Source organism: Gemmobacter aquarius, assembly GCF_003060865.1.
Classification (GTDB): Bacteria; Pseudomonadota; Alphaproteobacteria; order Rhodobacterales; family Rhodobacteraceae; genus Paragemmobacter; species Paragemmobacter aquarius.
In genome coordinates this window covers 109,984-134,381 of the sequence record NZ_CP028918.1, presented here as the reverse complement: position 1 = coordinate 134,381, position 24,398 = coordinate 109,984, and the positions used below count along the sequence as shown (strand labels likewise).

Below are 24,398 nucleotides of genomic sequence, written 5' to 3'. Positions count from 1 at the left end.
GCGGTGCCAAAACCGCGATCGGACTGAACCCGGCGGCAGCATAGGTGCGTCACCCTGACGTGAGGTCTTGTGCGCTTTGTCGGAATGACAGGGAAACCCGAAGGCCCGGGTGGTTGTCTGTCAGGGACATTCTGGCGCCGTGGTGCCGCGCAATGGCTGCAACAAGCGAGAGGCCCAGCCCACTTCCCGGGACTGTCCGGCTGGCATCCAGACGCACGAAGCGATCCAGCACCCGCGCACGGTCGGCCGCCGGAATACCCGGGCCGTCATCGGTCACGGCAAGGGTCGGGCCGTGCGGCCCCTCACGCAGGGAAAGCGTGACGCGGGCCGGTGGCGGACAATGGCGCAGGGCATTGTCGACGAGGTTGACCAAAGCCTGCATCAGCAAGTCCTGATCCCCCGTCACGGTCACGTTGCCCGGCCCGCTGTCAAGCATAAGGCTATGGCCCATATCGTTCGCCGCGGGTTCCAGAATGTCATGCACGCTTTGCGTCAGGGCGGTCAGGTTCACCGTCTCGGACCGCGCCTCGGCCGTGCCGGACTCGAGCCGGGACAGGCGAAGGATCGCGTCGAACGTGGCAGAGATACCGTCGATGTCCTCCAGCGCCTGCCCGATCTCGGCCCGAATGGCACCGGGGACGGCGGGTGAAAGCGCATGGGGTTCAAGCCGCATCCGCAGCCGCGCAAGCGGTGCGCGCAGGTCATGGGCGACATCGGTCGACACTTGCCTTATCGCCGCGATGCTCCTTTGCAACCGGTCGAGCATCAGGTCGACGCGGCGGGCAAGATCGGCCAGATCGTCATTGCCGGTGTCGCCGATCCGGCGGGCAAGGTTGCCGTTCCCGATCGCGTCGAGCACGCTTTCCATCCTGCCGATGCGCGCCCCGGTCCGGCGGGCGATGACGAGCGCAAGGCCAAGCGACAGGATCAGCGCGGCAACCGTGGCGGCACCGGTCGCGCGAACCATGATTTCGCCGGTTTCCACGATGCCTTGCGTATCATGCGCCACGATCACCCAACCCAGCGGCGTGCGGATGCCATAGGCGAGATAGGGGTCCTCGTGCGGGCGTCCGCTGGACAGGGGCGGCGGGAAATCGCGATCGGGGGAAAGCTGTTTTGCGCCCTCGAACGGGGCGGCGAGTTGCAACGAGCCGGTGATCTTGCCGGTTTCGCCATCGACAAAGGCGTAAAGCGTCGCGCCGTCGCGCACGGCGCGGGCCTGTGCCGTGATCTGTTCGGAAAGGTCGGTGCGGTCGCCTGCCTCGGCGATGCCAGCCAAGGCCCCGGCCGCGCTTTGCACATCGGTTTGCAGGCGGCGGGACAGTTCCTGCGACACGAAAAGCCATGACAGCCCGCCCGCCGCGAATGTGGCGATCACGAAGACTGCCGACAGCGACAGCGCAAATCGCATCGACCAAGACAAGGGCCGCGTCACGGTTGCAGCACATAGCCCACGCCATGCAGCGTGGTCAGGTAGGGCTTGGCAAAGGGCTTGTCGATCTTGGCCCGCAAACGGCTGATGTGGGTTTCCACGACGCTGGTCTTGGGGTCGAAATGAAGCCCCCACACGGTTTCCAGCAGGATCGTCCGCGTCTGCACCCGACCGGGGCGTTCCATGAAATGCTTGAGCAGCAGGAATTCGCGGGGCTGCAACTCGATCGACTGCCCCTCGCGTCGCGCCTCGCGCGTCAGAAGGTCGAGGGTCAGATCGCCGACGGTCAGGCCCAGAACCTCGTCCCGCAAGGACGGGCGGCGACTGATCGTGTCGATCCGTGCCAGCAATTCGACAAAGGCGAAGGGTTTGACCATGTAATCGTCGGCCCCTGCGCGCAGGCCGGTCACGCGGTCTTCGACGCTTCCCATTGCCGTAAGCAGAATAACGGGAACCGGCAGCTTCGCCGCCCGCACCGCGCGCAGGATGGACAGGCCGTCCAGCCCCGGCAGCATGCGGTCGAGCAGCAAAAGATCGTAATCGCCCGTCATGGCCTGCGCCAGCGCGTCGCGCCCGTGGGCCAGATGGTCGACGCCGTGGCCTTCGCCCTGCAAGCCGCGCATGACGTAACGCGCGGCTTCGGCATCGTCTTCGGCGATAAGAATCCTCATCTGCGGTCTGCCCCGTCTGATGCCCTTGGCATAGCCCAGACGGCCCCGCTTGCGAAGCGCATCGTGCCGCCCTTGCCCTTACGGATTTGTAAGAAGCCGGAAAGGCGACGCAGGACCTGCCATGCGATCCCTGACCCGTCCAAGGGCTTGGCCCGGATAGGGAAGAAGGCAGACGCATATGAACACGACACTCCGAAACCTGATCCTGTCGGTGGCGCTGATCGGCGTTCCGGCGGGCGGCTTTACCGTGGCGGAACTGATGATGTCGCCGGTCGGGGCGACCGCTGGCACACCGGCTGCGGGTCTTGGCGACCTGTCGGCTTACGCCGCCATCGTGGCCGATACGCAGAAGATCGCGGCCACGGGCGATTTCGCGGCGGCCGGGCACCGGATCACCGATCTGGAAGTCTTGTGGGACAGGAATGCCGATACCATGCGGGCCGCTGACGCGAATGGCTGGGGCATGGTCGACGCGGCCAACGATGCCGCCTTCAAGGCGCTGCGGGCAAGCGCGCCGGATGCAGCATCGGTGAACGCGGCGCTCGATGCGCTGGTGGTCGCCCTTGGCGCGCCGGAGGGTGGCACGCCTGCCGCTGTTGCGGGCGGATCCGTGCAGAGGGTGTCGGGGATCGCCGTGACCGATGCGAACGGACACGCGCTGCCCTGCGAGGTGCTGATCAAACAGCTGGATTCGGCGATTGGCGCCAAGCCTGCCGCCGCCGCCGTGGCCGGGTTGCAGACCAAGGCACTGGAACGCTGCAACGCAGATGATGACACAAGCGCCAATGCCCTGTCGGCACAGGCGCTGGCCCAACTGAAAGGATGACAAGGTGACCGCTTCGACATTTCACACGACTGCCAGCCCTGCCGCAGGAACCGCGCCGAACCGCGTGCCCGATGTGACCCCCGGCTTCTGGCTTATCAAGCTGACCGCCGTCACCATGGGCGAAACCGCCGCCGACTTTCTGGCGGTGAATGCGGGCCTTGGCCTGCAGACGACCACGCTTTTGATGACGGCGGTGCTGGTCGCCGCGATGGTCTGGCAGTTCCGCCAGCGGGTCTATGTTCCGGCGGCCTATTGGTGCGCCGTGGTCCTGATCTCGGTGGTGGGCACGCTGATCACTGACAACATGACCGATGCCTTCGGTATCCCGCTCCTCTATTCCGCCATCGGCTTCAGCTTGGCGCTCGGGCTGACCTTCCTTGCATGGTTCGCCTCCGAACGCACCCTGTCGATCCACGAGGTTTTCACCTTCCGGCGCGAGGCGTTCTATTGGCTGGCCATCCTGTTCACCTTTGCCCTCGGCACCGCTGCGGGCGATCTGGTGGCCGAAGCCTTCGGCGTGGGCTTTGCCGGAACGGGCGTGCTGTTCGGGCTGATCATCGCCTCGCTGGCCTTGGGCTACTTCGCGCTTGGCCTCGACGGGATCTGGGCCTTTTGGCTGTGCTATATCTTCACGCGGCCACTGGGCGCTTCGGTCGGGGATTTCCTGTCGCAGCCCGACGAATATGGCGGCTTGGGCCTTGGCACGATCACGACCAGCCTCGCCTTCCTTGGCATCATCGCGGTGACCGTGGCTGTGATGACCTTCCGGCGGCGCAACCGCGCCTGACCCTGACCACCCGCGCCCCCCGATCCGTTCGGGGGGATTTTACGCTAGCCCGGTTTCCGACGTTTCCGCTCTTTCTCCGCACTGCAAATGCGTTGATTTCAATTACAAATTTCAACTCTCCCGATCCAGTTGGCTATCGTTTCGCTGATGAAATCTGCGAAAGCACGTCTGTGACGCACGATATGTTGCATGTTCTGGAGTGGCACAACGGTGCCAAGGGTTACGCGCCCTTTTCCGACCTCGAGATGGATCGGCGCCAGACCGCTATGCGTGACTGGATGGACATATCCGAAGTCGATGCTGCGCTTTTCACCTCGCCCCAGTGCATTCTTTACTTTGCCGGATGGATGCACCGCCCCTTTGGCCGGAAATACGGGATGGTCCTGACACGGACGGCAGGCACGACCATTTCCGCAGGCGTGGACGGGGGACAGGCTTGGCGGCACAGCTATGGCCCAAACGTCACCTATACCGACTGGCGGCGCGATAATTTCTACCGCGCGGTGCGCCAGTTGACGGCCGGGGTAAAGCGGCTGGCAATCGAGTTCGACCACGTCTCGCTCGACTTCCGGCGCCTTCTCGATGCGGCGCTTCCGGGTGTCGAGATGGTCGACCTCAGCTTGCCGGCCATGTGGCTGCGAACCGTCAAATCCCCCGAGGAGCAGGATTTGCTGCGAAAGGGGGCAAAGATCGCCGAGATCGGCTTTTCGGAAGCTATCGGGCGGGTTGCCGGGGGCGTGCCGGAATTCGAAGTGGCGACCGCTGCAACCACCGCCATGATCGCGGCGTCGTCCGATGCCTTTCCGCATATCGAGCCGATGGAAAGCTGGACATGGTTCCAGTCTGGCATCAACACCGATGGCGGGCATAATCCGGTGACGAACCGGCGCATCGCGCGTGGCGATATTCTGTCGCTGACCTGTTGTCCGATGCTGTTCGGCTATTCGGTGGCACTGGGGCGCACCCTGTTCTGCGGCCATGTGGACGATGCCAGCCTTGCGCTATGGGAGAAAAACCTTGCCGTGCACCGGCGGGCCATCGAGTTGGTCCGTCCCGGCGCGAAATGCAACGAGATCGCGGCAGAGTTGAACGAGATGTACCGGAACTGGGGCCTGCTGCGGCAGCGGTCCTGTGGCTATGGCCATTCGGCAGGCGTCACCGGCCCGTTCTTCGGGCGTGAGCAGGCGGTAGATCTGCGCGAGGATGTGCAGACCGAACTTCAGGCCGGCATGGCGGTATCGGTGGGTCCGATGATCCTGTCACCCGCAGGAAGCGCCGGGGCGGGCGGTTACCACGAAACCGACCTGCTGATCGTCACCAGCGAAGGGGCCGAGCGGTTGACATCCGCCCCCATGGGGCCTGCCCATAACGTCGTAGGGTAACGATCCGATAAAAAAAGGGGCCCCGAAGGGCCCCGAGCGGGGAGGTTTCAAGGTCGCGCTCAGGACGCTTTCGCAAGGTCTGGCGTTGTCGTGGCATGGCGCCCAAGTCCGAATTCCGCCTGCAGCGCCGCGGTGATGCCCTTGGTGCAGACGTCGAGCAGGATATGCCCCTTTTCGACGCTGGCCTCCTTCGGTGACGAAAGCGTGCCGGAACAGGGGGTCCATTCCGGTTTGACCGGGTAGACGTCGTAGGGCGGGAACGTTGCGGGGGCGACATCGATCGCGCGATCAAGCTGCACCAGATCAGGATAGAGCGCGAGCATCAGAGACGTTTCCAGCACGCCGCCATGTTCGATATCCCAGCCCGGAAATCCGTTCGGATACAGCTTTGCGATGGCCTCGGGGTCGACGAAATCCCAGTAGGACAGCACGATCACCTTGAGGTCCGTAATCCCGTCCCAGCGCAACTCGCGCAGCGCAAGATCGATCGCTTCGATGATGAACCACGAATTTTCGAAGTGGCCGTTGACCAGACAGACCTTGCGGACGCCGTGGCGGGCAAATTCCTTGACCACATCCCTTAGCGCGGCGACGAGGGTGGCCCCGTCAAGGCTGGTCGTGCCGCTGAAATGGTTTCCGCCGCCCGATTTCTGGTGCGACTTGTAGCCATAGGTGAAAGGCGGGGCGACCAGACCGCCGACGGCCAGTGCCACGCGGCGGGCAAATTCGGTGGGCAGAAGCACATCGACATGAAGCGGCATATGGTGGCCGTGCTGTTCCATCGACCCGATGGGGATCAGGATCGGGGTCGTGCCGTCGCGCACGGCGGCATCATAGTCGGGCCAGGTAAGTTCCGAGGCAAAGGCTGATGACAGGGGCATGGGTCCTCGACGGGTTGAAAGTGGTCTCCGTCATATTCGTTGCGCCAAACGCATTTGGAAAATATATAGTCCTTATGGCTTCATTATGATGGCAAATCCGAATGGCAGCGCTGGTCAATCTCCCGACCGACCTTTTGCGGACGTTTATCACGGTCGTCGAACTGGGCGGACACTCCAAGGCGGGGGCGGCGCTGGGGCGCAGCCAGCCTGCGATCTCGCTTCAGATCGGGCGTCTGGAGGAACTGGTTAAAGCCCAGCTTCTGATGCAGGACGGGCGCAATATTCTTCCCACTCCGGCGGGCGAGGCTCTGCTGAGTTATGCGCGCGAGATGGTCCGTACCAATGACGAGGCTGTCAGCTATTTCCACCGCACCGATCGCTCCGGTGTGCTGCGGATCGGCCTGCCCACCGATTATGCGGTCGCCTTCCTGCAAAACACCCTGACCCGCTTCTTGCATGACAACCCGCAGGTCGATCTGGAAATCCACTGCGACCTGAGCCGCGAGTTGCACAAGATGCTGCGGGCCGAGGAATTGGACCTGATCATCGCTACCATGAACAGCCCGCGCATGCCCTACCTGTCGCGGTCATGGGTCGAGCAGCCAATCTGGGCGGCGGCCGATTCTTATGTGCCGGACCCGGCGCGCCCGGTGCCTTTGGGCGCGCATCTGGAAGGTTGCGACTATCGTTCGCGCATGGTCGACGCGCTGGACGGCGCGGCGCGGCGCTGGCGGGTCGTCTATACGGGACCGGGCATTTCGGGCCTGCAAAACGCCGTGCAGAACGGCCTGTGCATCACGGCGCTGACCAAGGCCACGCTTTTGCCCGGCATGCGCGAACTGGCCGAAGACGAAGGATTTCCGAGGCTTGAACAGTTGCGGATCGGCCTGTTCTACAAACACCCCCGCCTGACAGCGGCAGGGCTGCATCTGGTCAGCGAACTGGTCGCAAGTCTGGAAAGCGTCGGTTCGGGCGTGACCAAGGTCACACCGGGATGACTGTTATAAAGGGGGCAAATGGATAAATTTCGATTATGGATTTAACATGCTAATCCCTGTCCCATAACGTCCGGTCAATAAGAAACCGAACCCAACAGGACAGAAACCCATGACACAGCCCCGGACACCGGCGCAGTTTATGAACCGCCGAAGCTTCCTGACGACGACCGCAGCAGTGCTTGCGACCCCAATGCTCTCGCGGCGCGCTTTCGCAAGCGACCCGACCGAGTTGACCATGCTGGCATGGTATGGCCATGCCGAGCCCGACATCGTTGCCGAGTTCGAGGCCGAGAATAACGTCAAATTCGTGCCGAAATACTATACCGGCGGCGACAACATGCTGGGCCTGATCTCGCAATCGCCCGCTGGCACCTTTGACGTGATCCTGTCGGATGCCGAATACGTGCAGGCGCTGAACGCTGCGGGATATGTCGAGGAACTCGCCCCCGAAGATTACGCGCTGGACGATTACTTCCCCGAATTCCAGCAATTCCCCGGCAACTGGCAGGATGGCAAGCTGTTCTCGCTGGTCACCCGTTTCGGCTTTCTGGGCGTGGCCTACAACACCGACGCTCTGACCGAGGCCGAGGCCTCGAGCTATGACGTGTTCTGGGATCCAAAGCTGACCGGCAAGGTCGGCCATTTCGACTGGCACTTGCCCAACCTTGGCCAGATGAGCCTGCTGACCGGCAACAAGATTCCCTATGACATCGACGAAGCGGCATGGGAGGCGGTGAAGGCCAAGACCCTGACCCTGCGCCCGCAGATCGGCGGCTTCTTCGATTACGGCGGAACCTTCTCGTCGCTGAACGACGGCCAGATGCTTGCATTCGCAGGCATCGGCGACTGGATCACCGGCGTGCTGGAAAAGAACGGCGCCAAAGTGAAATCCGTGATCCCGGAACAGGGCGGCCTGCAATGGTCCGAATGCTTCTCGATCGGCAAAGGGTCGGCCAAGGCCGATCTGGCCAAGAAGTGGATCCAGTACATCACCAGCGCCAAGGGTCAGGCGAAATCGGCGCAAATGGCGGCTTACCCCGCGATCGTGCCGAACGCCAAGGGCTGGGAGGTGTTGCAGGCGGAAAACCCGGCCGAAGCCAAGCGTCAGGGCATGACCAAGGACGCCGGCAACGCGATGGACATGATCCGCGCAGGCCGCATCCAATACCGCCAGTGGCCGATCCAGCAAGACCTCGAGACCTGGAACGATTTCTGGTCGGAATACAAAGGCGCCTGAGGGCGCGGGGGCTGGCGGGGAGACCCGCCGGCCCTTTCCTTACCCCTGTCGGAGTGCAGCGCAAAATGCGACGCGCGATATCCATTTACGGACTGACCTTCTCCTTGCCGCTTCTGGTTTGGCAGGTGCTGTTCTTCGTCGCCCCTTTGGTGTTTCTGGTGGCGCTCAGCTTCTGGACGGTGAAGAATTTCACCATGCGGCCAGACTTCGATCCGGTGAACTGGGTCACGATGTATGGCAAGCCGGTGTTCTGGCAGGCTTACGGCATCACCTTTGCGCTGGCTGCATCGGCTTCGGTTCTGGCCTCGCTCCTTGCCTTTCCCTGCTCTTACGCCATCGCCTTCAAACTGTCTGACCGGGCGCGGCGCTGGGCCGTGTTCCTGATGGTGATCCCGTTCTTCACCAGCTACCTCGTGCGGGTCTATTCGTGGCAGATCTTCCTGTCGGACGCAGGCATCGTGAATGTGCTTTTGGGCCAGATCGGCCTTGGTCCCTATGCCATGCTGAACACGCCGGGCGCGACGATGGTTGGTTACATGACCCTGTCGCTGCCGCTCGTTATCCTGCTGCAGCTTTTCAGTCTGGTGTTCATCGACCGCAACCTGATCGAGGCCGCCCATAACATGCGTTGCGGCCGTCTTCGCACCGTGTTCGAGGTGGTCATCCCCTCGGCCCGCACAGGCCTTGTCATCGCGGCGCTGTTTTGCTTCATCCTGACATTCGGTGATTTCGTAAGCCCCGTCTATCTGGGCGGGGGCGATCCCACGACCCTGTCGATCCTGATCACAGACACCACCAAATCCGGCCAGCAATGGCCCCGCGCGGCGGTGATCGCGCTGACGATGATCGGTACGCTTCTGGCGGTGGCCTTCGTCGCGGTGCGCTTCGCCTATGCCGGACAAGCCAAGGGGGCGCGGAAATGAGTGCTGAATCCATCAACCGCAGCCGCGCAGTCGACTGGTCGCTTCGCGTCTACCTCGTGCTCGCCTACCTGTTCATCTTTGCGCCCATTGCGGCAAGTTTCGTCTTTTCCTTCAATTCGGACCGCTTTCCGTCGATCCCGCTCGGGCAGTTCTCGCTGGAATGGTACAAGGCCGTGGCGACCGACCCGCTGGTCTGGGAGGGGATGGGCAACACGCTGGTGATCGGGCTGGTCGTGGGCTGTGTCTCGACGCTTCTCGGCTTTGGTGCCGCCTATACCGACTACCGCTACAACTTCTTCGGCAAGCAGATCTACATGGCGCTCGCACTGTTGCCGCCGACGATCCCCGTCATCATCATGGGCCTTGCCATGCTGGCCTTCCTGAGCCGCGTGAACCTGTCGGGGCAGGCACTTTCGGTGGTTATCGCCCATGTGGTGATCTGCGCGCCCTTTGCCATGGCGATCATCCGGCTGCGTCTTTCCCAGATGGACCCGGCGCTGGAACCCGCCGCGTGGAACCTCGGCGCGTCGGAATGGGCGACCATGCGGCATGTGATCGTGCCCTTCACCAAACCCGCGATCTTTGGCGCGCTGTTCATCACCATGGCCGTTTCCTTCGACGAATTCGCCATCGCATGGTTCGTATCGGGCCTGAACGAGACGCTTCCGGTCAAGGTTCTGGGCTTCCTGCAAGGTCAGGTCAGCCCCCGCATCAACGCCATCGGCACCTTCGTCTTCGTCATCTCGATGACGCTGGTGATCCTCGCCCAAATCCTGCTGTCGGGGCGCGTGACGCCCGTGACAGACGACAAGGAGTAAGTCATGCAACGCGATACGCTCGTCTCGTTTGAAGGTGTCGTCAAAAGTTTCGGCACGTTCGTGGCCGTGCAGAAAATGGATTTCGAGATCAAAAAGGGCGAGTTCCTTGCGATCATGGGGTCATCGGGCTGCGGCAAGACCACGACGCTGCGGATGCTGGCAGGGCTGGAAGCCCCGACCGAAGGCACCATCCGCCTGTCTGGCAAGCCTATCAACCACCTGCCCACATGGCAGCGCGACACGCCGATGGTTTGGCAAAGCCTTGCGCTGTTTCCGTTCCTGAACGTCCGCGAAAACGTGGAATTCGCCTTGAAGATGCGCGGCGTGGGCAAGGCCGAACGCCGCCGCCGCGCCGAACAATGGCTTGACCGGATGCAGATCATGGAATTTGCCGACCGCAACATCGCCCAGCTTTCCGGCGGTCAGCGCCAGCGCGTTGCATTGGCGCGGTCACTGGTGGTGGAACCCGAAATCCTGCTGCTCGACGAGCCGCTTTCGGCGCTCGACGCCGCGCTCAAGGTGCGGATGCAATCGGTGTTGAAGAACCTGCAACGCGAGACGGGCATCACCTTCGTCTATGTCACGCACAGCCAGTCGGAAGCCTTTTCGATGGCTGACCGCGTGGTGATCATGTCGCGCGGCGTGATCGAACAGATCGGCACCCCGCAGGAAATCTACGGCGCCCCGCGCACCCGCTTCGTGGCCGATTTCCTCGGATCGTCCAACATCTTCTCGGGCAAGGTATTGAAGGCCACGACCAGTGCGATCGAGGTCGAAACGCCAGATGGCCCGCTGACGCTGACCGGCCAACTTGCCGCCCCGCCACGCGCGGGCGAAACCGCAACCATTACGGTCTTGGACACCAAAACCCACCTCAGCGTCACCCGCCCCGCAGGTCAGACCAACGTCCTGCCGGTGCGCGTGATCGGCGAGGAATTCGTGGGGGCCACCGCAACGGTCTATCTCGAAACCGGCAAGGGCCAGGAAATCCGAGTCCAGAAAAGCCATGACGAATTGGCTGGCCTGCCGCTCGACATCGGGCAGGAACTTTTCGCCCATTGGTCGCCCGCCGACGGCCATCTGGTCGCAGGAGCCTAAGCCGTGACCGAAGCCGAAGCCGCCGCGCGCGAAATATGCCTGTCCCGTCTGGGATCGGGCCGGTTCAGCGCCGCAGCCTTGCAGCGCGGTCTGGATGCAGACTTGATCCATCCCGTCCTGCCCTGCGGCGGGCTGACCCGACACCAGATCGAAGGAGTACGCTTCGACCGACTGACCGATCTTCTTGCCAGCTTTGGCCGATGGCTCGGCCACGTGGCAAGCCCGACCCACCGCCCGCGCTAGCGGGCCAGACTTACCCGAAGCGGACCGCAAGGCATCAGGCCGGTTTTTACCGGCCCTGAAACCTGCTGCCCGTTGGAGGGGACACCACCCGAAACACGCAAGCAAAGAAGGATTTTACCCATGCAACGCGAGAGACTTCAGAACTATGTCGGCAACGGCACGCCCGTTGCGCCCACGTTTTCGGCGACCGAGATGCAGCGGCGTCTGGATGCGATCCGGGGTGTGATGGCCAGGGAAGGCATCGATGCCGCGCTGTTCACCAGCTACCATTGCATCAACTACTACTCGGATTTCATGTTCTGCCAGTTCGGGCGGCGCTACGGGTTTCTGGTGGACCATTCGGTCGCCACGTCGATTTCTGCGGGCATTGACGGCGGGCAGCCGTGGCGGCGGACGTTTGGTGGCAAGAATGTCACCTATACCGACTGGCAAAAGGACAACTATTTCCACGCGATCCGCCAGTTGACCGGCGGCGTCAAGCGGCTGGGGATCGAGTTCGACCACATCACCATCGACACGCTGAACCTGCTCAAGTCCGAATTCCCCGGCGTGGAATTCGTCGACATCGCAGGCCATTCGATGAAGCTGCGGATGATCAAATCGGCCGAGGAAATCGCCCATATCGAAAAGATGACCCGCATCGCCGATATCGGCGGCGGCGCCGTGGTGGAAGCCATCGCGGTCGGCGCCCCCGAGCACGAGGTCGCGCTGCATTCCACCGCCACCATGGTCCGCGAGATCGCCCGCATCTGGCCGCATGGCGAGCTTCTGGACACCTGGACGTGGTTCCAGTCGGGCATCAACACCGACGGCGCGCATAACCCGGTGACCAGCCGCAAGATCGAGGCGGGCGATATCCTGTCGCTCAACTGCTTCCCGATGGTGGCCGGATACTACGTGGCGCTGGAGCGCACGCTGTTTGCGGAACACGCGAGCGACGAGCATATCCGGCTGTGGGACTTCAACTGCAAGGTCCATGACAAGGGCAAGGAGCTGCTGGTTCCGGGCAACAAGTGCAGCGATATCGCCAAGGAATTGAACGAGATGTATGCGGCCGAGAACCTGCTGCAATACCGCTCGTTCGGCTATGGCCATTCGTTCGGCGTGCTGTGCCACTACTACGGCCGCGAGGCGGGGCTTGAGCTGCGCGAGGATTGCGACACGGTTCTGGAGCCCGGAATGGTGGTGTCGATGGAGCCGATGATCACCATTCCGGACCATATGGCGGGCGCGGGCGGCTACCGCGAGCATGACATCCTGGTGATCACCGACAAGGGCAACCGCAACATCACCGGCTTCCCCTACGGACCCGAGCACCTGATCGTCAAAGGCAAGCGCAAGGCCGCGCAGTAACACCACCCTTGCCGCAGCGTTCCGGCGCTGCGGCAAACCCTTTGTGACCTCCCGCGCAGGAACATCGACATGACCGCCAATTTCGTCGCCAAAGGTGTCGCGCATGTGCCGGTGCCCAGCATCGACCAACCCGTTCCTGTGGCATTCGTGCTTTTGCACAATTTCAGCCTGATCGCTTTTTCTTCCGCCATCGAACCCTTGCGTATCGCCAATCAACTGGCTGGCCGCGCCCTGTTCGAATGGACGATCCTGTCGGAGGACGGAGCGCCGGTCACATGTTCGAACGGAATGTCGGTGACCGTCGATGCTCCGATCGGAGAAACGAAACCGCGCGAGATGGTCTTCGTCTGCGGCGGGGTCGAGCCGGAAAAATCCACGTCGCGCCCTGTGGCCGATTGGCTGCGCGCGCAATGGCGGGGCGGCCGGACGGTTGGCGGTCTTTGCACGGGGGCCTATGCCTTGGCCAAGGCGGGGCTGTTGCAAGGGCGGAAGTTCACCCTGCATTGGGAAAACCTTCCGCCTTTTGCCGCGACCTTTCCGCGGCTTACCCCGCTTGAACAGCTTTACTGCATCGATGACCGGATCCTGACCTGTGCGGGCGGCGCCGCCGCGACCGATCTGTTTTGCGAAATCGTCGCACGTCGGCACGGTGCCCGCCTTGGCGACGCAGTTCTGAAAATGTGCCTGCATGGCCAGCAGCGCCCCGCAAACCTGCAGCAGCGGCTGTCGCTTTCTTCGACGCTCGGGGTGCGAAATCCGGTGCTCGTCGCGGTCATACGCAAGTTCGAAACGGATATCGAAGCCGAGATCGATCTGTCCGATCTGGCGGAAAGTCTTGGCATCTCGCGCCGACATATCGAACGCATGTTCCTGCGCTATGTCGGGACCTCGCCCAAGCGTTATCTGCGGCAACTGAGGCTGGAACGGTCGCGGGCTTTGCTGACCGAAACGGACCTTTCGGTGCAAGAGGTCGCCTATGCCTGCGGGTTCAGCAGCGCGAACGCCTTTGCCAAATGCTTTCGCCAAGCCTACGGCATGGCGCCCCGTTTCATGACGAACGTAGGCCCGACCCCGAAGCCGATTGCCGGACAGGGTGCTGCGCCGTCACCGTGACAGGGCTGCAGCGCGGCGCGGCATATCGAGCGAGATATGCTTGGGGTTGTGTATCGCTCTTGACACACACTCTGCCGATTTGATGAACTCGGGAACAGTGGGCGTCTGCGGATCGCCGGTATGGTTCACCCTGGCGTGGTAAGGGGTAAGACGGCTTGTTCTTTGGATGGTTGATCCCGCATCGCTCATATCTGGAAACAGGTTTGGCCGGCATCGAGAACGACCGGGTCAGAGCCGGCCCTGATGGGGTGCCGGGCCAAGACCGCTTTAGATGAAGCGACGCCCGATCCTGACGGTTCCGACGCCGTTCCGGTCCTTGACCGGTCTTTACGGGCCAATCGCCCTGATCGTGGCCGTGATGACTTTCGCCGTGGTCATGGATTGGCGTCCGTTTCAGGGGGATGATCGTAGCACGCTGCTGTCACCCGCCTTCGATCCGGATAAGATCGAAGCATTGGTCGTTCTGCCCTATCCGGATGGAAACGGACCCCGCGCCCACTACGTCGAACATCTGGCTTGGTTGCCCAACATCGGCAAGGATTCGCGCCCCGAAGATCGCGACAGCAACGCCTGGACCAACCGATTTGCCGTCGGCTACTGGCTTGCGGGCCCGCCCGGGGACCTGACCGACATGTTGCGGCGGCTGAAGGGGGTGTTCGATCCCATCGACCTGCCGCGCAACATGGCCGAGTCCGAGCGCGATGTCATCTTGCGGGAATACGACCTGCGTGTGGGAAACAACCCCGATGCGCGGGCGGCCGAAGAGATGGAGGCGTTCCTGTACGAGGGCAATGCAATCGCCGCGTCGGTCATCGGCACGCCCGAACAGATAAGGGCGCAGACCTATGACGACGCCAGGGCCTTTCACGCCGAAACACACCGCCCGGACCGCGCGCGTCTGGTGGTCTTCGGTGAGATCCCGGAACGGCAACTGACCGATGCGATGGACGACGCGGGCTTTCCCGATCTTTACGCGCAACGCGAAGACATCGCCCCGCCCCGCTTTGTCCTTGGCGCAGTCGGGATGCGCAGTTTCCGCTACCCCGATCCGAACGCGGCGCCGCGCATGATTTGGCGCAAGGTCGTGGCCTTGCCCGAACCCGTGGATTTCGACCTGCTGGAAGCGCAGAGCGCCTTGGCCCGCGATATCCTCGACACCAATCTTCCGGGCGGCCTTGCCGGGCCGCTGCGGTTTGATGCCTTTGTCGTCCAGAGCTTCGGCATCGCGATCACCCCCGTTGACGAAAGCCACATCGAACTGACCTTTTCGGCCGAGCCGGACAGGGGTATCGGCTTTGCCAAAGTGCAGTCCGCCTATGAAGCCGCACTTGCGGCATCTGCCAAAGGTGTGCCCGCCAGAACCTACGACCGCGTCCGTGAACGGTTCAAGGGGTTTTGGCCCGACTGGTCGGACGACGACGAAACCGCCCGCTGGATGGCAGACCGTACGCTGGCACGGGTGACGGCCCTGCGCGACCCCAAACCGGAACGCGAAATCCGCAAAGTCGACGCGCTGATCGATGCTGCAGGCATCGACGCCATCCTCGCGGCCCTTGCCGGCCCCGGACGCACCGCCATTGCCTTTATAGGAACGGACCCGAACCCATGAGAACCTTTGCCGCCGCCGCGCTTGCCCTGACCGTTCTGGCCGCGTGCCGGACCGAGGAGAAGGCGGGCGCAACGATCGAGACCAGCCCCGGCGGCATGGCATATGCGCGGTTATATATTCCTGCAGCGGAGGATGTGGCGATCCAGATCGCCTGGCCAAGCAACTGGGCGATGCGCGACGATGTCAATCAGGCCGTGCCCTATATCGGCACCGACCTTATCCTTGCAGGCGGGGCGGCGGGGTTTCCTGCGGGCGAGGTTGTGGAAACCTTTGCCGACCTGAATGCCGAGGGCACGATGTGGGTGACCGTCGACCATCTGCACGGGCAGTTGATCGCGCCAAAGGAGAATATGGAAAAGGCCGTCGGGATTGCGGCGGCGCATCTGGCGCAGCCGACGATGGTTCAGGCATGGTTCGGCCGCCTGCAACAGGGTCTTGCCACGCATATGGCCGAAGTATCGATGCAACCCGCCAAACGCGGTTACGATGCGCTGCGGTGGGCAGTTCTGGGCGACACGCCGCTGCGGCGGGCCTTGTCGGTCGATCCGCCCGCGATGATCGCGGAAGCGACACGCGCCGAGGCTGTGGAGTGGCATCGCCAAACGGTGGTCCGCAGCGGCGCAAGGATCGTGGTGGCCGGAGAGATCGGCGCGGATGAGGCGGGCACCTATGTCGATGCGCTTTTCGCGGGGCTTGGCCAGGGCGATGCGGTGGCGTCCCCGGCGCCGCGCGGGGATTTTTCGCCCAGACGCATCTTGCTCGTTGCGCCGGAGGCCAAGACCTCGACCCTCGTTTTTGTCGGACCGCTTCCGCCCACGCGGCAGGGGAGCGAATTCGAGGATGTGCTGCTTGCCACTGCGCTTGGCGGGGGTGACACCAGCGTCTTGTTCGATGCGGTACGAACGGGTTTGCGGGCAAGCTACGGCTTTGGCGCAAGCCTTGACGCCTATGCGCGCGACCTGCGGGTGTTGGTCCTGTCGGGAGAGGTGGAAACCGCAAAGCTGGCCGAAGCCGAGACAGTGGTTCGCAAAGCCTATGCCGAGTTTATCGAAATGCCCGAAATGGGCGACCTTGCCGCCCGCAAAGAGCCGTTCAGGGCAAATGGCGCAGAGACGGCAACGCTGCCGGGTGCCGCGTCTTTCTCGGGCCTGATGGCGCTGCTGGACGGGCAAGACCCGGAAATGGCGCTGACCTTGCCGGAAATTGTGGGTAACGTCACGGAAGTTACGGTCATGATGCGTGCGGCGCAGGCCTTTCCGAAACCGGACGGAATGATCGTGCTTGCGGTGTCACCCGACGCCGCCGCCTTGCCGGGGGCATGCGTGATCACATCCCCTGACCAAGCAGCCGGTTGCCCGTGAGCGGCAGCCGGATTTTTCAGGCACCCAGCACTTCGAGAAGCCGGTTCACCTGATAGCCGGGCTGCATTTCCGGTCTTTCCGAGAATTTGAGCGCTGTTTCCGACAGTCTGGCATATTCGGCCGGATCGTCCCACAGCCGCCGCACCGCCGCGACCCATTCCGTGATGGGGGCACCGATATCGAGGGTCAGCCCGCCGGGGCCTATCGCCTCGGGCAGGCCGCCTTGGCGCGAGCCGATGACCGGGATGCCGCTGAAATGGGCTTCGGTGGCGACCCTGCCCCAGGCCTCTTCCCACAGGCTTGGCACCAGCAGGATGCGGGCCTTGCCGTAAACGGACTTCATATCCGTTGTGCGGGGATGCAAGGTTACATTGGGCAAACCGGCAAGACGCCGGTCGAGACATGCGCGAAGGTCCGTGTCGATGCCCCAGCTTTCGACGAAGGTAAAGGGGATGTCCGGGCATTGCCCCGCGACGGCAAGTGCGACCTCCAGTCCTTTGACCGGATAGGGGTTGATGAAGGTTATGTTGGTCCGGGTAGAGGCTGTGCGATACAGGTCGGGGTTCACCAGCGGGGGAATGACCGTCGAGGTGATCCCGAACGCTTCGTGGTAACGGTTGGCGGTGAATTGCGAGTTCGCCACGAACAGCGCCCGTGTCAGTTCTGTCGGGGACCCTTCGAGTTCCGCCAACTCGACATTACGGAAGTAGAGCACGACGGGAACGCCATGCGCCTCGAGGCTTTTGGCGATGGGGATCGTGTTACCGTTCTGTACGATTGCAACGTCAGGGCGGAATTTGCGGACCACTTCGGTCGTGTCGGTCGGATCCCAGGCGCGATAGACCAGATGGCCGGCCAGCCTGTCGCTGGAAAAGCGCGTACGGCCGATGCTGCGCTTGATCCGGGACGATACCTCGGTCCAGCCGCCACCGCTCAGACGGCTCAGAACGGCAGCCTCGTGCCCCTGCGCGCTCAGTTCCTCGACAAGCTGTTTCGTGCTGGATTGCGCCCCGCCAGAGCGTTGGGGAAGATAGGCATTACCGATGGTGAACAAAATCCGCATTCTAGTTCTGGGTCCGTTCTGGTGCCGATCCAGTCGATCTGCCGCTGCGATTGGCGCAGGGCTATCAGACTGGTAACGCGGCTCGTCCGGCCAAGGTTTCCGCAGGGCTGCGTCCCGTTTTCAGGCGGGGTGTCGGGCGAGGGGATGTCGGCTTTGTTTTGCCCGTCAGACGCCCAGAAACCTGCGCCATGCGGCCTGATCCGGCGGCAGAGTGGTATCGACGTCAAGGCGGGGGAAAAGATCGAGAGGTCGGGCCCGCCGCGCAAGGGCGACCAGTTCCGGCACGTATTCAAGTCCCGGATGGCCAGCCTGACGGGTTGCGACCCGCGCCCCGTATCGGTCGCCGACGATTTCCGGCGGGGCATGGCACCAGACTTCCAGCGCATCGGTAACGCCGGCGTCTGCCAGACCCGTGGTCAGTACTTCGGGCGGCTGAAAACCGAACCAGGCGTCGACGATCACGGTCGCATCTTGTGGAAATTCGGCGACGAGGTCGAAGATCGACTGATAGGCGGCGCGGCCGAGCGTGCGGTTCATCATCCGGTCGACGGGGGAAAGCTCGGCCAGAAACGGGTTCTTGATGGTGTCGAGCGCGATGACCGCCCAGCCGGTTGCGGCCGCAATCTGTTTCGCGACCGTCGATTTGCCCGAGGCAGGCACCCCGTTCACCAGAATGGCCCGCCGCCCGCGTGGCCGGCCTGCACGGGCCGCGCCGATCACGCCCGCATCGTCGCCCAGCGAGGCGGCAAGCACCGGCGCATCGAACCAAGATTTCCGGGCCGGAACCAAGGATAGCGCGGAATGCGCCGCGGCGCCCAATCCGCCCCCTAGAATGACAGCCTGCGGCGACAGCGTTGCGATCAGCGTGTCGATCGCACAGCGCAACGGCGCGGCCCAGCGCTGCAAGACGCGCGCTGCAGCCGGATCGTCGGGCCGGTCCAGCAGGTCTTGCACGCGCGTCGATGCGGGCAATCCGGCTTCGGCCAGATGCACACCGAAGGCCGTGCCCGAACTTTCCGTCTCGACACAGCCTTTGCGGCCACAGACGCAAGCGCGCCCTTCGGGGATGACCGTCAGATGGCCCAACTGGCCCGCAGACCCGCGCCCGCGCAGCAAGTGCCGGTTGTCGAGGATCGCTCCGCCTATGCCGGTGCCGATGGTCAGCATGACGGCATGCGACAGGCCTTGTGCAGCGCCCACCGCTGCCTCGCCCAAAAGGGCCATGTTGGCATCGTTGTCGATGGTGACAAAAAGCCCCGTGCCTTCGGACAGAAGCCGCGCGAAATCGAGCGAGGACAGATCGACATAGCCGCCCGAAAGCACCCGTTGCGCCGCGAAATCGACCTGACCGGGGACCCCGACCCCGACCGAAACCGTGGTCTCGCTGCGAAGTTCAGCCACCAGTTGCCGGCACAAACGCAGGCAGGCCGCAGCGTCGCGCTGGCTGGGTACGGCGCGGCGGTCTTTGATGACCCCATCCGCGCCGATCCTCGCCGCGCGGATATTGGTTCCGCCGATGTCGATCCCGATCGTGTCACGCATGTCAGCCGCGCGGCATGTAGCGGCCAATCACCGCCTGGATTTCCCGCAGGCGCGGCAGCGCCACATCGGTCAGCCGCTCTTTCGTCACCGCACGGTCAAGCGAGATGCAATCCTTCCACAGCGACCGCCCCGCGATCACCCCCGATGCGCCATTGGCCATCGCGGTTTCCACCTGACCAAGGAAGGTCGCATGATCCACCCCCGCCGACAGCACGGCCCAAGGCACATCGCCACACATCGCCGTGACGTTGGCGCAAGCCTGCGGCGTTCCCGGATAGGGAATTTTCAGAAGCTTCGATCCCAGTTCCAGACATATCCGCGACCCGCCCTCGATCAGCGCAGGCACGGCGGCGGCATGGGTGGCCTTGTCTTCGCCCGGCAGGGCATAGGTCAGGAATTCCACGACCAACAGCAGGTCTTCCGCAGCGAAATCGTCGATTACCTGTTTCAAGAGCGCGATGTTCGCGGTGTTGGCATCGGGGGTATCCGACCGCAGATAGACCATGATCTTGCCGCCGGTCCCGCCCAACTCGCGCACCTTGCGCGCCGTGATCCCCGGCACCAGCTTTGAAATGCGGTAGCCCTCGGGGGTCGAGCCAAAGCCGGAATCGTCGAGACCCACCAGCAGCGCCGTCTGGCGGTGCAGCATCCCCTCGTCGATCATCGCAGGCAGCGCGCAGACCGGATCGACCAGAACGGCAGTCGCGTGACGGGCAAGGTAGGCCGCGATGTCCATTTTGGTGTGGCCAAGGATATCGGTGCCGATCTTGGCTTGTTCCTCGGGGGTGTCGGCCAGAATGGTCCGCATGCCGCCACGCTGGTCGCAGGCGATGACCATCATAGCGCCTTCGTCGCCGCAGATCAGCTGGTAGCCGCGCCGTTCGGCTGTGGTCATTCGGGTCATTGCGGTCCTGCCTTTGCCTGTCTGGTTGTCCCGCGCCATGACGGGCTGTAAAGCCAGCCTCGCATCGCCCTATCCCGTGCCAAGTTGGCCGTTGTCAGACGCAGCGGGGCTGCTATGGTGATAGGATGGTGTAACACGTTGCAGAAAGGAATTGCAATCTGTCACAGACAGCTTCCCCCGACGCTGGCGAAACGCGGGCGCTGATGCACATGGTGGCGAAACTGCATTACGAGGGCGACTTGCCCCAGGTGCAGATCGCCAGACAGCTTGGCGTCTCCACCGCCACGATCTCGCGCCTGTTGCAACGGGCACGGGCCGAAGGGATCGTGCGGATAGAGGTGCGCGAGTTGGTCGTGCCCGATGCGCTTGGCGCACAACTGGAACGACAGTTGGACCTGCGCCGCGTGTCGGTGGTGGAAACCCCCGCTGGCAGCGCGGGCGTTGCACTTTCGGCGCCGCTTGGCACCATGCTGAAAACCGCGAATATCGGGCCGGGGTCGGTGCTTGCGCTGGGGTGGGGCCGTGCGATCCGTGCCGTGCTGGAAGCGGGGCTTCCCGCCATGCCGGGGGTTCTGGTCGTGCCCGCGACAGGGGGCATGCAACAGCATCACGCGCATTTCCAGATTAACGAATTTGCCCGCATGGCTGCCGAACAGGCCGGTGGAACCGCATATTTCCTGCACGCGCCCTTCCTGCCTTCGGCCGAGGCGCGCGACAGCTTCCTTGCCGATCCCGCAATCCGCGAGGCGGTGGCGCTGTGGGACCGGATCGACGTGGCCGTGGTCGGCGTGGGCTTGCCCCATGCCCTGAACGCGCCCGACGCCAGCCTTGCCACGCCATCCGAACAGCAACTGGTCGATTCGGCGGGCGATGTGATCCGCCATTACTTCGACGTGCGGGGTCGCCCGATCGACTGGGAGGGTGCCGACCGCCTGATCGCGGTGACGCCCGATCAACTGCGGCGTGCACGGCTGTGCATCGGCGTCGCAGCGGGCGAGGCGAAGGCCGCGTCGATCATCGGGGCCGCCCGCGCCCGCCTTATCAACGCATTGGTGACCGATGCCCAGACCGCGCAGGCCGTGCTCGACCAGCTTGCCGCGGGCGTGTGAAATCCTTTTCGCAAGTGCAGCAAAATCTTGCTGCAAAAAATTTCTCTTGACCGAAGCCCGCCCGATGCGTTCACTTGCCCTACGTGAACCGGGACCGGTGCATAGACCTTTAGCAGGCGATGCCGGCCTCAATGGGAGGAGAAACACATGAAACGTCGTTCGATTCTGGGGGCCGTCGCTGCGGTCTCGCTGTCGTTGTCGCTCGGTCTGGGCGCGGCGCAGGCGCAAGACAAAAAGTTCACCATCGCGCTCATTCCGGGCCTGACCACGGACGCTTTCTACATCACCATGCAAAAGGGCGCGCAGGCTGCCGCCGATGCGCTGGGTGTGGAACTGGTGTTCCAGGGTGCGCCCGACTTCAACCCCGTCACGCAGGTTCCGGTTCTGGATGCCGTCATCGCCCGTGCGCCCGACGCCATTCTGATCGCGCCGACCGACACCACCCAGCTCGTCGAGCCGCTTCGCAAGGCGCATGACGCGGGTATTCCGGTCATCACCGTCGACACCTTCATCGGCACCGGCAAATACCAGACCGGCGCAGGCGATGCCGACTTCCCACTGTCTTACATTGCGTCCGACAACGTGCTTGGCGGCAAGATCGCGGCCCGCGCATTGGCAGCAGCCATCGGCGGCGAGGGCAAGGTTTACGTGTCGAACGTGAAGCCGGGCATTTCTACCACCGACCAGCGCGAAGAAGGCTTCAAGCAGGCCATGGCCGAAGAATTCCCGAACGTCACGGTTCTGGAAACCCAGTTCAACGACAATGACGCCAACAAGGCCGCCTCGCAGCTTCAGGGCGTTCTGGCCCGCGAAGCCGACCTCAAGGGCGTGTTCGGCGCCAACCTGTTCTCGGCCCTTGGCGCCGCCAACGGCGTGCAGCAGGCCGGACAGTCGGGCAACGTCAAGGTCGTGGCCTTCGATGCACCCGGTTCCATCGTCGACAACCTCTCGACCGGCCTCGTCGATGTCGCCATCGCGCAGCATCCGGCAGAAATCGGCTATTACGGCGTGGTTTCGGCCTATGCCCACCTGACCGGCAACTCGATCCCGGTCAGCATCGGCACGGGCTTTACCATCATCGACAAGAACAACGTCAGCGATCCGGAAATCGCCAAATACGTCTACTCCGAGTGATCCATCACGCCCCTGCCTGACCGGCAGGGGCATTTGCTCCCAAGACCAGCGCCCCGGTGCCCGGCCCTGCGCCATGACACCGGGGTTTGCCATCCCAGCCGACAGGAAGCTTCCTCATGACGACCCAAGGGCCGCCAGCCAGCAGCGGGCATGTCTCGCCACCCGCAGACCATGCCGACAAATCCCGCACCGTGATCCAGCGCATCGCCGACTTGCGGGCGTGGCTGTTTCTGGCCGCGCTGATCGTCGGGTTCGAGGCGTGGAGCCGCGCCTCCTTTGGCGGCAGCTTCATCTTCAACCCATACAACATCACCTCGATCGCAATTTTCGCGGTGGCGCCCCTGCTGCTGGCGACGGGGCAGACCTTTGTCATCATCTCGGGCGGGATCGACCTGTCGATGGGCTTCATCATGGGGCTTGCGGCCGTGGTCGCCGCGCATGTAATCAACTGGGCCGCCCCTTCGATGGGGGCACCCATGGCCGTCCTGTTCGGCACGGTCGTCGCCATCGGCGTCGCCATGATCCCCGGTTTCGTCAACGGCCTCCTTGTCTCGCGCCTGCGGGTTCCGCCGTTTATCGGCACGCTCGGCATGTTCGGCGTGGCGCGGGGCGTGGCATTCCTGCTTGCTGGCGGCACGACCGTTCCGGTCAAGAACGAGTTCTTCGCCATGATGGGTAACGGCCGCATCTTCGGCATTCCGTGGATCATCATCATCACGGCGATCTTCGTCCTGATCATGCATTACATCCTGTCGCAAACCCGCTTCGGCCAGCACAACTACGCCATCGGCGCCAACGAACAGGCCGCCCGCCGCGCCGGCATCGACATCAAAAGCCACCTTTTGCGGCTTTATATCCTGTCAGGCATCTGCGCGGGCTTGGCCGGAGTGCTTTACGCCGCCCGCTTCACCGCAGGCGCGGCACAGGCGGGTGAGCCGCTGCTGCTCGACTCGGTCGCTGCCGTGGTGATCGGCGGGGCCAGCCTGTTCGGCGGGTCGGGCACCATCCTTGGCACCGTCGCGGGGGCCTTCGTGATCGCCGTGATCCAATACGGGCTGGTGTTCATAAACGTCGAACCGTTCTGGCAATTCATCTCGGTCGGCGTCGTCATCATCATCTCGGTTCTGATCGACCAAGCCCAGCGCCGCATCTCGGGGGGACGCCAAAGTGAATAACGTGACCCCGCTTCTGGAAGTCCGCAACCTGTCCAAGAACTTCGGCCCCGTGCAGGCGCTGAATGACCTGACGATGCACGTGAACCCCGGCGAAGTGGTGGCACTTGCCGGTGACAACGGCGCAGGCAAGACCACGCTGATCAAGGCGATCTCGGGCGTCTATCGCCCCTCCGCCGGTCAGGTCATGCTCAAGGGCAAGGAAGTGTCGTTCTCGTCACCACAGGAAGCCCGCGAAAGCGGGATCGAGACGATCTATCAGGACCTCGCCCTTGCCGATAACCTCACCATCGGCGCCAACATCTTCCTTGGCCGCGAGCCGATGCGTAAAGCCTTCGGCTTCCTGCCGGTGCTCGACCGCAAGAAGATGGCCGAAGCTGCGAAATCAACCATGGCGCTGCTCGACTTCCACGTGAACCGCCTCGACGCGCCGGTGTCGAACTTTTCCGGCGGGCAGCGGCAGGCGGTGGCCATCGGGCGCGCGGTCTACTGGAACGCGCAGATCCTGATCATGGACGAACCGACCGCCGCCCTTGGCGTGCCCGAACAGCGCAAGGTCATCAGCCTGATCCACCAGCTCAAGGCCCAAGGGCGCGGCGTGATATTCATCAGCCACAACCTGCAAGACATCTTCGCCGTGTCCGACCGGATCGTCGTCTTGCGGCGTGGCGTCATGGCGGGCGAACGCCGCATCGCCGATACCACGCATGACGAGGTGGTCAAGCTGATGGTGGGGGGCTGA

At 63.3% G+C, this 24,398-nt stretch carries 23 protein-coding genes; 17 read left to right on the top strand and 6 right to left on the bottom strand.

Annotation, left to right across the window (positions count from 1 at the left end):
• Positions 1-49: 49 nt before the first annotated feature.
• Both HYN69_RS00640 and HYN69_RS00635 read right to left on the bottom strand, forming a co-directional pair.
• The gene (locus HYN69_RS00640) at positions 50-1,411 is read right to left on the bottom strand and encodes a sensor histidine kinase (RefSeq protein ID WP_108434037.1); all 1,362 of its coding nucleotides are present in this window, start codon (positions 1,409-1,411) and stop codon (positions 50-52) included.
• Positions 1,412-1,431: 20 nt separating this feature from the next.
• Positions 1,432-2,103, bottom strand: coding sequence for a response regulator transcription factor (locus HYN69_RS00635; protein ID WP_108434036.1), 672 nt, complete (start codon positions 2,101-2,103; stop codon positions 1,432-1,434).
• A gap of 178 nt (positions 2,104-2,281) precedes the next feature.
• Here HYN69_RS00635 and HYN69_RS00630 point away from each other — a divergent pair, with 178 nt between their 5' ends.
• From HYN69_RS00630 to HYN69_RS00620, 3 genes are all read left to right on the top strand, one after another.
• Positions 2,282-2,929: a hypothetical protein gene (locus tag HYN69_RS00630; RefSeq protein ID WP_108434035.1), complete on the top strand. Its 648-nt coding sequence runs from the start codon at positions 2,282-2,284 to the stop codon at positions 2,927-2,929.
• Between the two features lie 4 nt (positions 2,930-2,933).
• Positions 2,934-3,716, top strand: coding sequence for a COG4705 family protein (locus tag HYN69_RS00625; protein WP_230426453.1), 783 nt, complete (start codon positions 2,934-2,936; stop codon positions 3,714-3,716).
• A gap of 170 nt (positions 3,717-3,886) precedes the next feature.
• Positions 3,887-5,098 (top strand): aminopeptidase P family protein, encoded by a 1,212-nt coding sequence (locus HYN69_RS00620; protein ID WP_108434034.1) that lies wholly within the window; start codon positions 3,887-3,889, stop codon positions 5,096-5,098.
• Positions 5,099-5,157: 59 nt separating this feature from the next.
• Here the strand turns inward: HYN69_RS00620 and HYN69_RS00615 are convergent, their stop codons facing one another.
• The gene (locus tag HYN69_RS00615) at positions 5,158-5,979 is read right to left on the bottom strand and encodes a creatininase (protein WP_108434033.1); all 822 of its coding nucleotides are present in this window, start codon (positions 5,977-5,979) and stop codon (positions 5,158-5,160) included.
• A 101-nt stretch (positions 5,980-6,080) separates the two neighbouring features.
• Here HYN69_RS00615 and HYN69_RS00610 point away from each other — a divergent pair, with 101 nt between their 5' ends.
• From HYN69_RS00610 to HYN69_RS00565, 10 genes are all read left to right on the top strand, one after another.
• Positions 6,081-6,977, top strand: a complete 897-nt coding sequence (locus tag HYN69_RS00610; RefSeq protein WP_108434032.1) for a LysR substrate-binding domain-containing protein — start codon at positions 6,081-6,083, stop codon at positions 6,975-6,977.
• A 139-nt stretch (positions 6,978-7,116) separates the two neighbouring features.
• A complete protein-coding gene (locus tag HYN69_RS00605) occupies positions 7,117-8,214 on the top strand; it encodes a polyamine ABC transporter substrate-binding protein (RefSeq protein ID WP_216824629.1) in 1,098 nt (365 codons plus the stop codon).
• Between the two features lie 65 nt (positions 8,215-8,279).
• On the top strand, positions 8,280-9,137 hold the full coding sequence (locus tag HYN69_RS00600; protein ID WP_108434030.1) for an ABC transporter permease: 858 nt from the start codon (positions 8,280-8,282) through the stop codon (positions 9,135-9,137).
• On the top strand, positions 9,134-9,955 hold the full coding sequence (locus HYN69_RS00595; RefSeq protein WP_108434029.1) for an ABC transporter permease: 822 nt from the start codon (positions 9,134-9,136) through the stop codon (positions 9,953-9,955). The genes HYN69_RS00600 and HYN69_RS00595 overlap by 4 nt, the downstream gene beginning before the upstream one ends.
• A 3-nt stretch (positions 9,956-9,958) precedes the next feature.
• A complete protein-coding gene (locus HYN69_RS00590) occupies positions 9,959-11,053 on the top strand; it encodes an ABC transporter ATP-binding protein (protein WP_108434028.1) in 1,095 nt (364 codons plus the stop codon).
• A gap of 3 nt (positions 11,054-11,056) precedes the next feature.
• On the top strand, positions 11,057-11,296 hold the full coding sequence (locus HYN69_RS00585; protein ID WP_108434027.1) for a hypothetical protein: 240 nt from the start codon (positions 11,057-11,059) through the stop codon (positions 11,294-11,296).
• 120 nt (positions 11,297-11,416) lie between these two features.
• A complete protein-coding gene (locus HYN69_RS00580; protein WP_108434026.1) occupies positions 11,417-12,649 on the top strand; it encodes an aminopeptidase P family protein in 1,233 nt (410 codons plus the stop codon).
• Between the two features lie 69 nt (positions 12,650-12,718).
• Positions 12,719-13,762 carry a GlxA family transcriptional regulator gene (locus HYN69_RS00575; protein ID WP_108434025.1) on the top strand — a complete coding sequence of 348 codons (1,044 nt, stop codon included), beginning with the start codon at positions 12,719-12,721 and terminating at the stop codon, positions 13,760-13,762.
• 271 nt (positions 13,763-14,033) lie between these two features.
• The gene (locus HYN69_RS00570) at positions 14,034-15,371 is read left to right on the top strand and encodes a peptidase M16 family protein (protein ID WP_108434024.1); all 1,338 of its coding nucleotides are present in this window, start codon (positions 14,034-14,036) and stop codon (positions 15,369-15,371) included.
• Positions 15,368-16,732 carry a M16 family metallopeptidase gene (locus HYN69_RS00565; RefSeq protein ID WP_108434023.1) on the top strand — a complete coding sequence of 455 codons (1,365 nt, stop codon included), beginning with the start codon at positions 15,368-15,370 and terminating at the stop codon, positions 16,730-16,732. Before HYN69_RS00570 ends, HYN69_RS00565 begins: the two co-directional genes overlap by 4 nt.
• 16 nt (positions 16,733-16,748) lie before the next feature.
• Here HYN69_RS00565 and HYN69_RS00560 read toward each other — a convergent pair whose 3' ends face one another.
• From HYN69_RS00560 to HYN69_RS00550, 3 genes are all read right to left on the bottom strand, one after another.
• Complete coding sequence (locus tag HYN69_RS00560; RefSeq protein WP_108434022.1) at positions 16,749-17,795, bottom strand: glycosyltransferase family 4 protein; 1,047 nt, start codon at positions 17,793-17,795, stop codon at positions 16,749-16,751.
• A 165-nt stretch (positions 17,796-17,960) separates the two neighbouring features.
• Complete coding sequence (locus HYN69_RS00555; protein ID WP_108434021.1) at positions 17,961-19,337, bottom strand: ROK family protein; 1,377 nt, start codon at positions 19,335-19,337, stop codon at positions 17,961-17,963.
• 1 nt (position 19,338) lies between these two features.
• The gene (locus HYN69_RS00550; protein ID WP_108434020.1) at positions 19,339-20,241 is read right to left on the bottom strand and encodes a tagatose-bisphosphate aldolase; all 903 of its coding nucleotides are present in this window, start codon (positions 20,239-20,241) and stop codon (positions 19,339-19,341) included.
• Positions 20,242-20,444: 203 nt separating this feature from the next.
• On the opposite strand from HYN69_RS00550, the gene HYN69_RS00545 reads away from it, so the two are divergent.
• The 4 genes from HYN69_RS00545 to HYN69_RS00530 all read left to right on the top strand — a co-directional run bounded on the left by HYN69_RS00545 (position 20,445) and on the right by HYN69_RS00530 (position 24,398).
• Entirely contained in the window at positions 20,445-21,350 is a 906-nt protein-coding gene (locus tag HYN69_RS00545; RefSeq protein ID WP_216824628.1) for a sugar-binding transcriptional regulator, read from the top strand.
• A 147-nt stretch (positions 21,351-21,497) separates the two neighbouring features.
• Complete coding sequence (locus HYN69_RS00540; RefSeq protein WP_108434019.1) at positions 21,498-22,484, top strand: ABC transporter substrate-binding protein; 987 nt, start codon at positions 21,498-21,500, stop codon at positions 22,482-22,484.
• Positions 22,485-22,600: 116 nt separating this feature from the next.
• Positions 22,601-23,659, top strand: coding sequence for an ABC transporter permease subunit (locus tag HYN69_RS00535; protein ID WP_108434018.1), 1,059 nt, complete (start codon positions 22,601-22,603; stop codon positions 23,657-23,659).
• Entirely contained in the window at positions 23,652-24,398 is a 747-nt protein-coding gene (locus HYN69_RS00530; protein WP_108434017.1) for an ATP-binding cassette domain-containing protein, read from the top strand. The genes HYN69_RS00535 and HYN69_RS00530 overlap by 8 nt, the downstream gene beginning before the upstream one ends.

Coding starts and splice junctions, on each gene's coding strand:
- HYN69_RS00640 (WP_108434037.1), bottom strand. CDS start 1,411: ATGCGATTTGCGCTGTCGCTGTCGGCAGTCTTCGTGATCGCCACATTC.
- HYN69_RS00635 (WP_108434036.1), bottom strand. CDS start 2,103: ATGAGGATTCTTATCGCCGAAGACGATGCCGAAGCCGCGCGTTACGTC.
- HYN69_RS00630 (WP_108434035.1), top strand. CDS start 2,282: ATGAACACGACACTCCGAAACCTGATCCTGTCGGTGGCGCTGATCGGC.
- HYN69_RS00615 (WP_108434033.1), bottom strand. CDS start 5,979: ATGCCCCTGTCATCAGCCTTTGCCTCGGAACTTACCTGGCCCGACTAT.
- HYN69_RS00610 (WP_108434032.1), top strand. CDS start 6,081: ATGGCAGCGCTGGTCAATCTCCCGACCGACCTTTTGCGGACGTTTATC.
- HYN69_RS00605 (WP_216824629.1), top strand. CDS start 7,117: ATGAACCGCCGAAGCTTCCTGACGACGACCGCAGCAGTGCTTGCGACC.
- HYN69_RS00600 (WP_108434030.1), top strand. CDS start 8,280: ATGCGACGCGCGATATCCATTTACGGACTGACCTTCTCCTTGCCGCTT.
- HYN69_RS00595 (WP_108434029.1), top strand. CDS start 9,134: ATGAGTGCTGAATCCATCAACCGCAGCCGCGCAGTCGACTGGTCGCTT.
- HYN69_RS00590 (WP_108434028.1), top strand. CDS start 9,959: ATGCAACGCGATACGCTCGTCTCGTTTGAAGGTGTCGTCAAAAGTTTC.
- HYN69_RS00580 (WP_108434026.1), top strand. CDS start 11,417: ATGCAACGCGAGAGACTTCAGAACTATGTCGGCAACGGCACGCCCGTT.
- HYN69_RS00575 (WP_108434025.1), top strand. CDS start 12,719: ATGACCGCCAATTTCGTCGCCAAAGGTGTCGCGCATGTGCCGGTGCCC.
- HYN69_RS00570 (WP_108434024.1), top strand. CDS start 14,034: ATGAAGCGACGCCCGATCCTGACGGTTCCGACGCCGTTCCGGTCCTTG.
- HYN69_RS00565 (WP_108434023.1), top strand. CDS start 15,368: ATGAGAACCTTTGCCGCCGCCGCGCTTGCCCTGACCGTTCTGGCCGCG.
- HYN69_RS00560 (WP_108434022.1), bottom strand. CDS start 17,795: ATGCGGATTTTGTTCACCATCGGTAATGCCTATCTTCCCCAACGCTCT.
- HYN69_RS00555 (WP_108434021.1), bottom strand. CDS start 19,337: ATGCGTGACACGATCGGGATCGACATCGGCGGAACCAATATCCGCGCG.
- HYN69_RS00550 (WP_108434020.1), bottom strand. CDS start 20,241: ATGACCCGAATGACCACAGCCGAACGGCGCGGCTACCAGCTGATCTGC.
- HYN69_RS00545 (WP_216824628.1), top strand. CDS start 20,445: ATGCACATGGTGGCGAAACTGCATTACGAGGGCGACTTGCCCCAGGTG.
- HYN69_RS00540 (WP_108434019.1), top strand. CDS start 21,498: ATGAAACGTCGTTCGATTCTGGGGGCCGTCGCTGCGGTCTCGCTGTCG.
- HYN69_RS00535 (WP_108434018.1), top strand. CDS start 22,601: ATGACGACCCAAGGGCCGCCAGCCAGCAGCGGGCATGTCTCGCCACCC.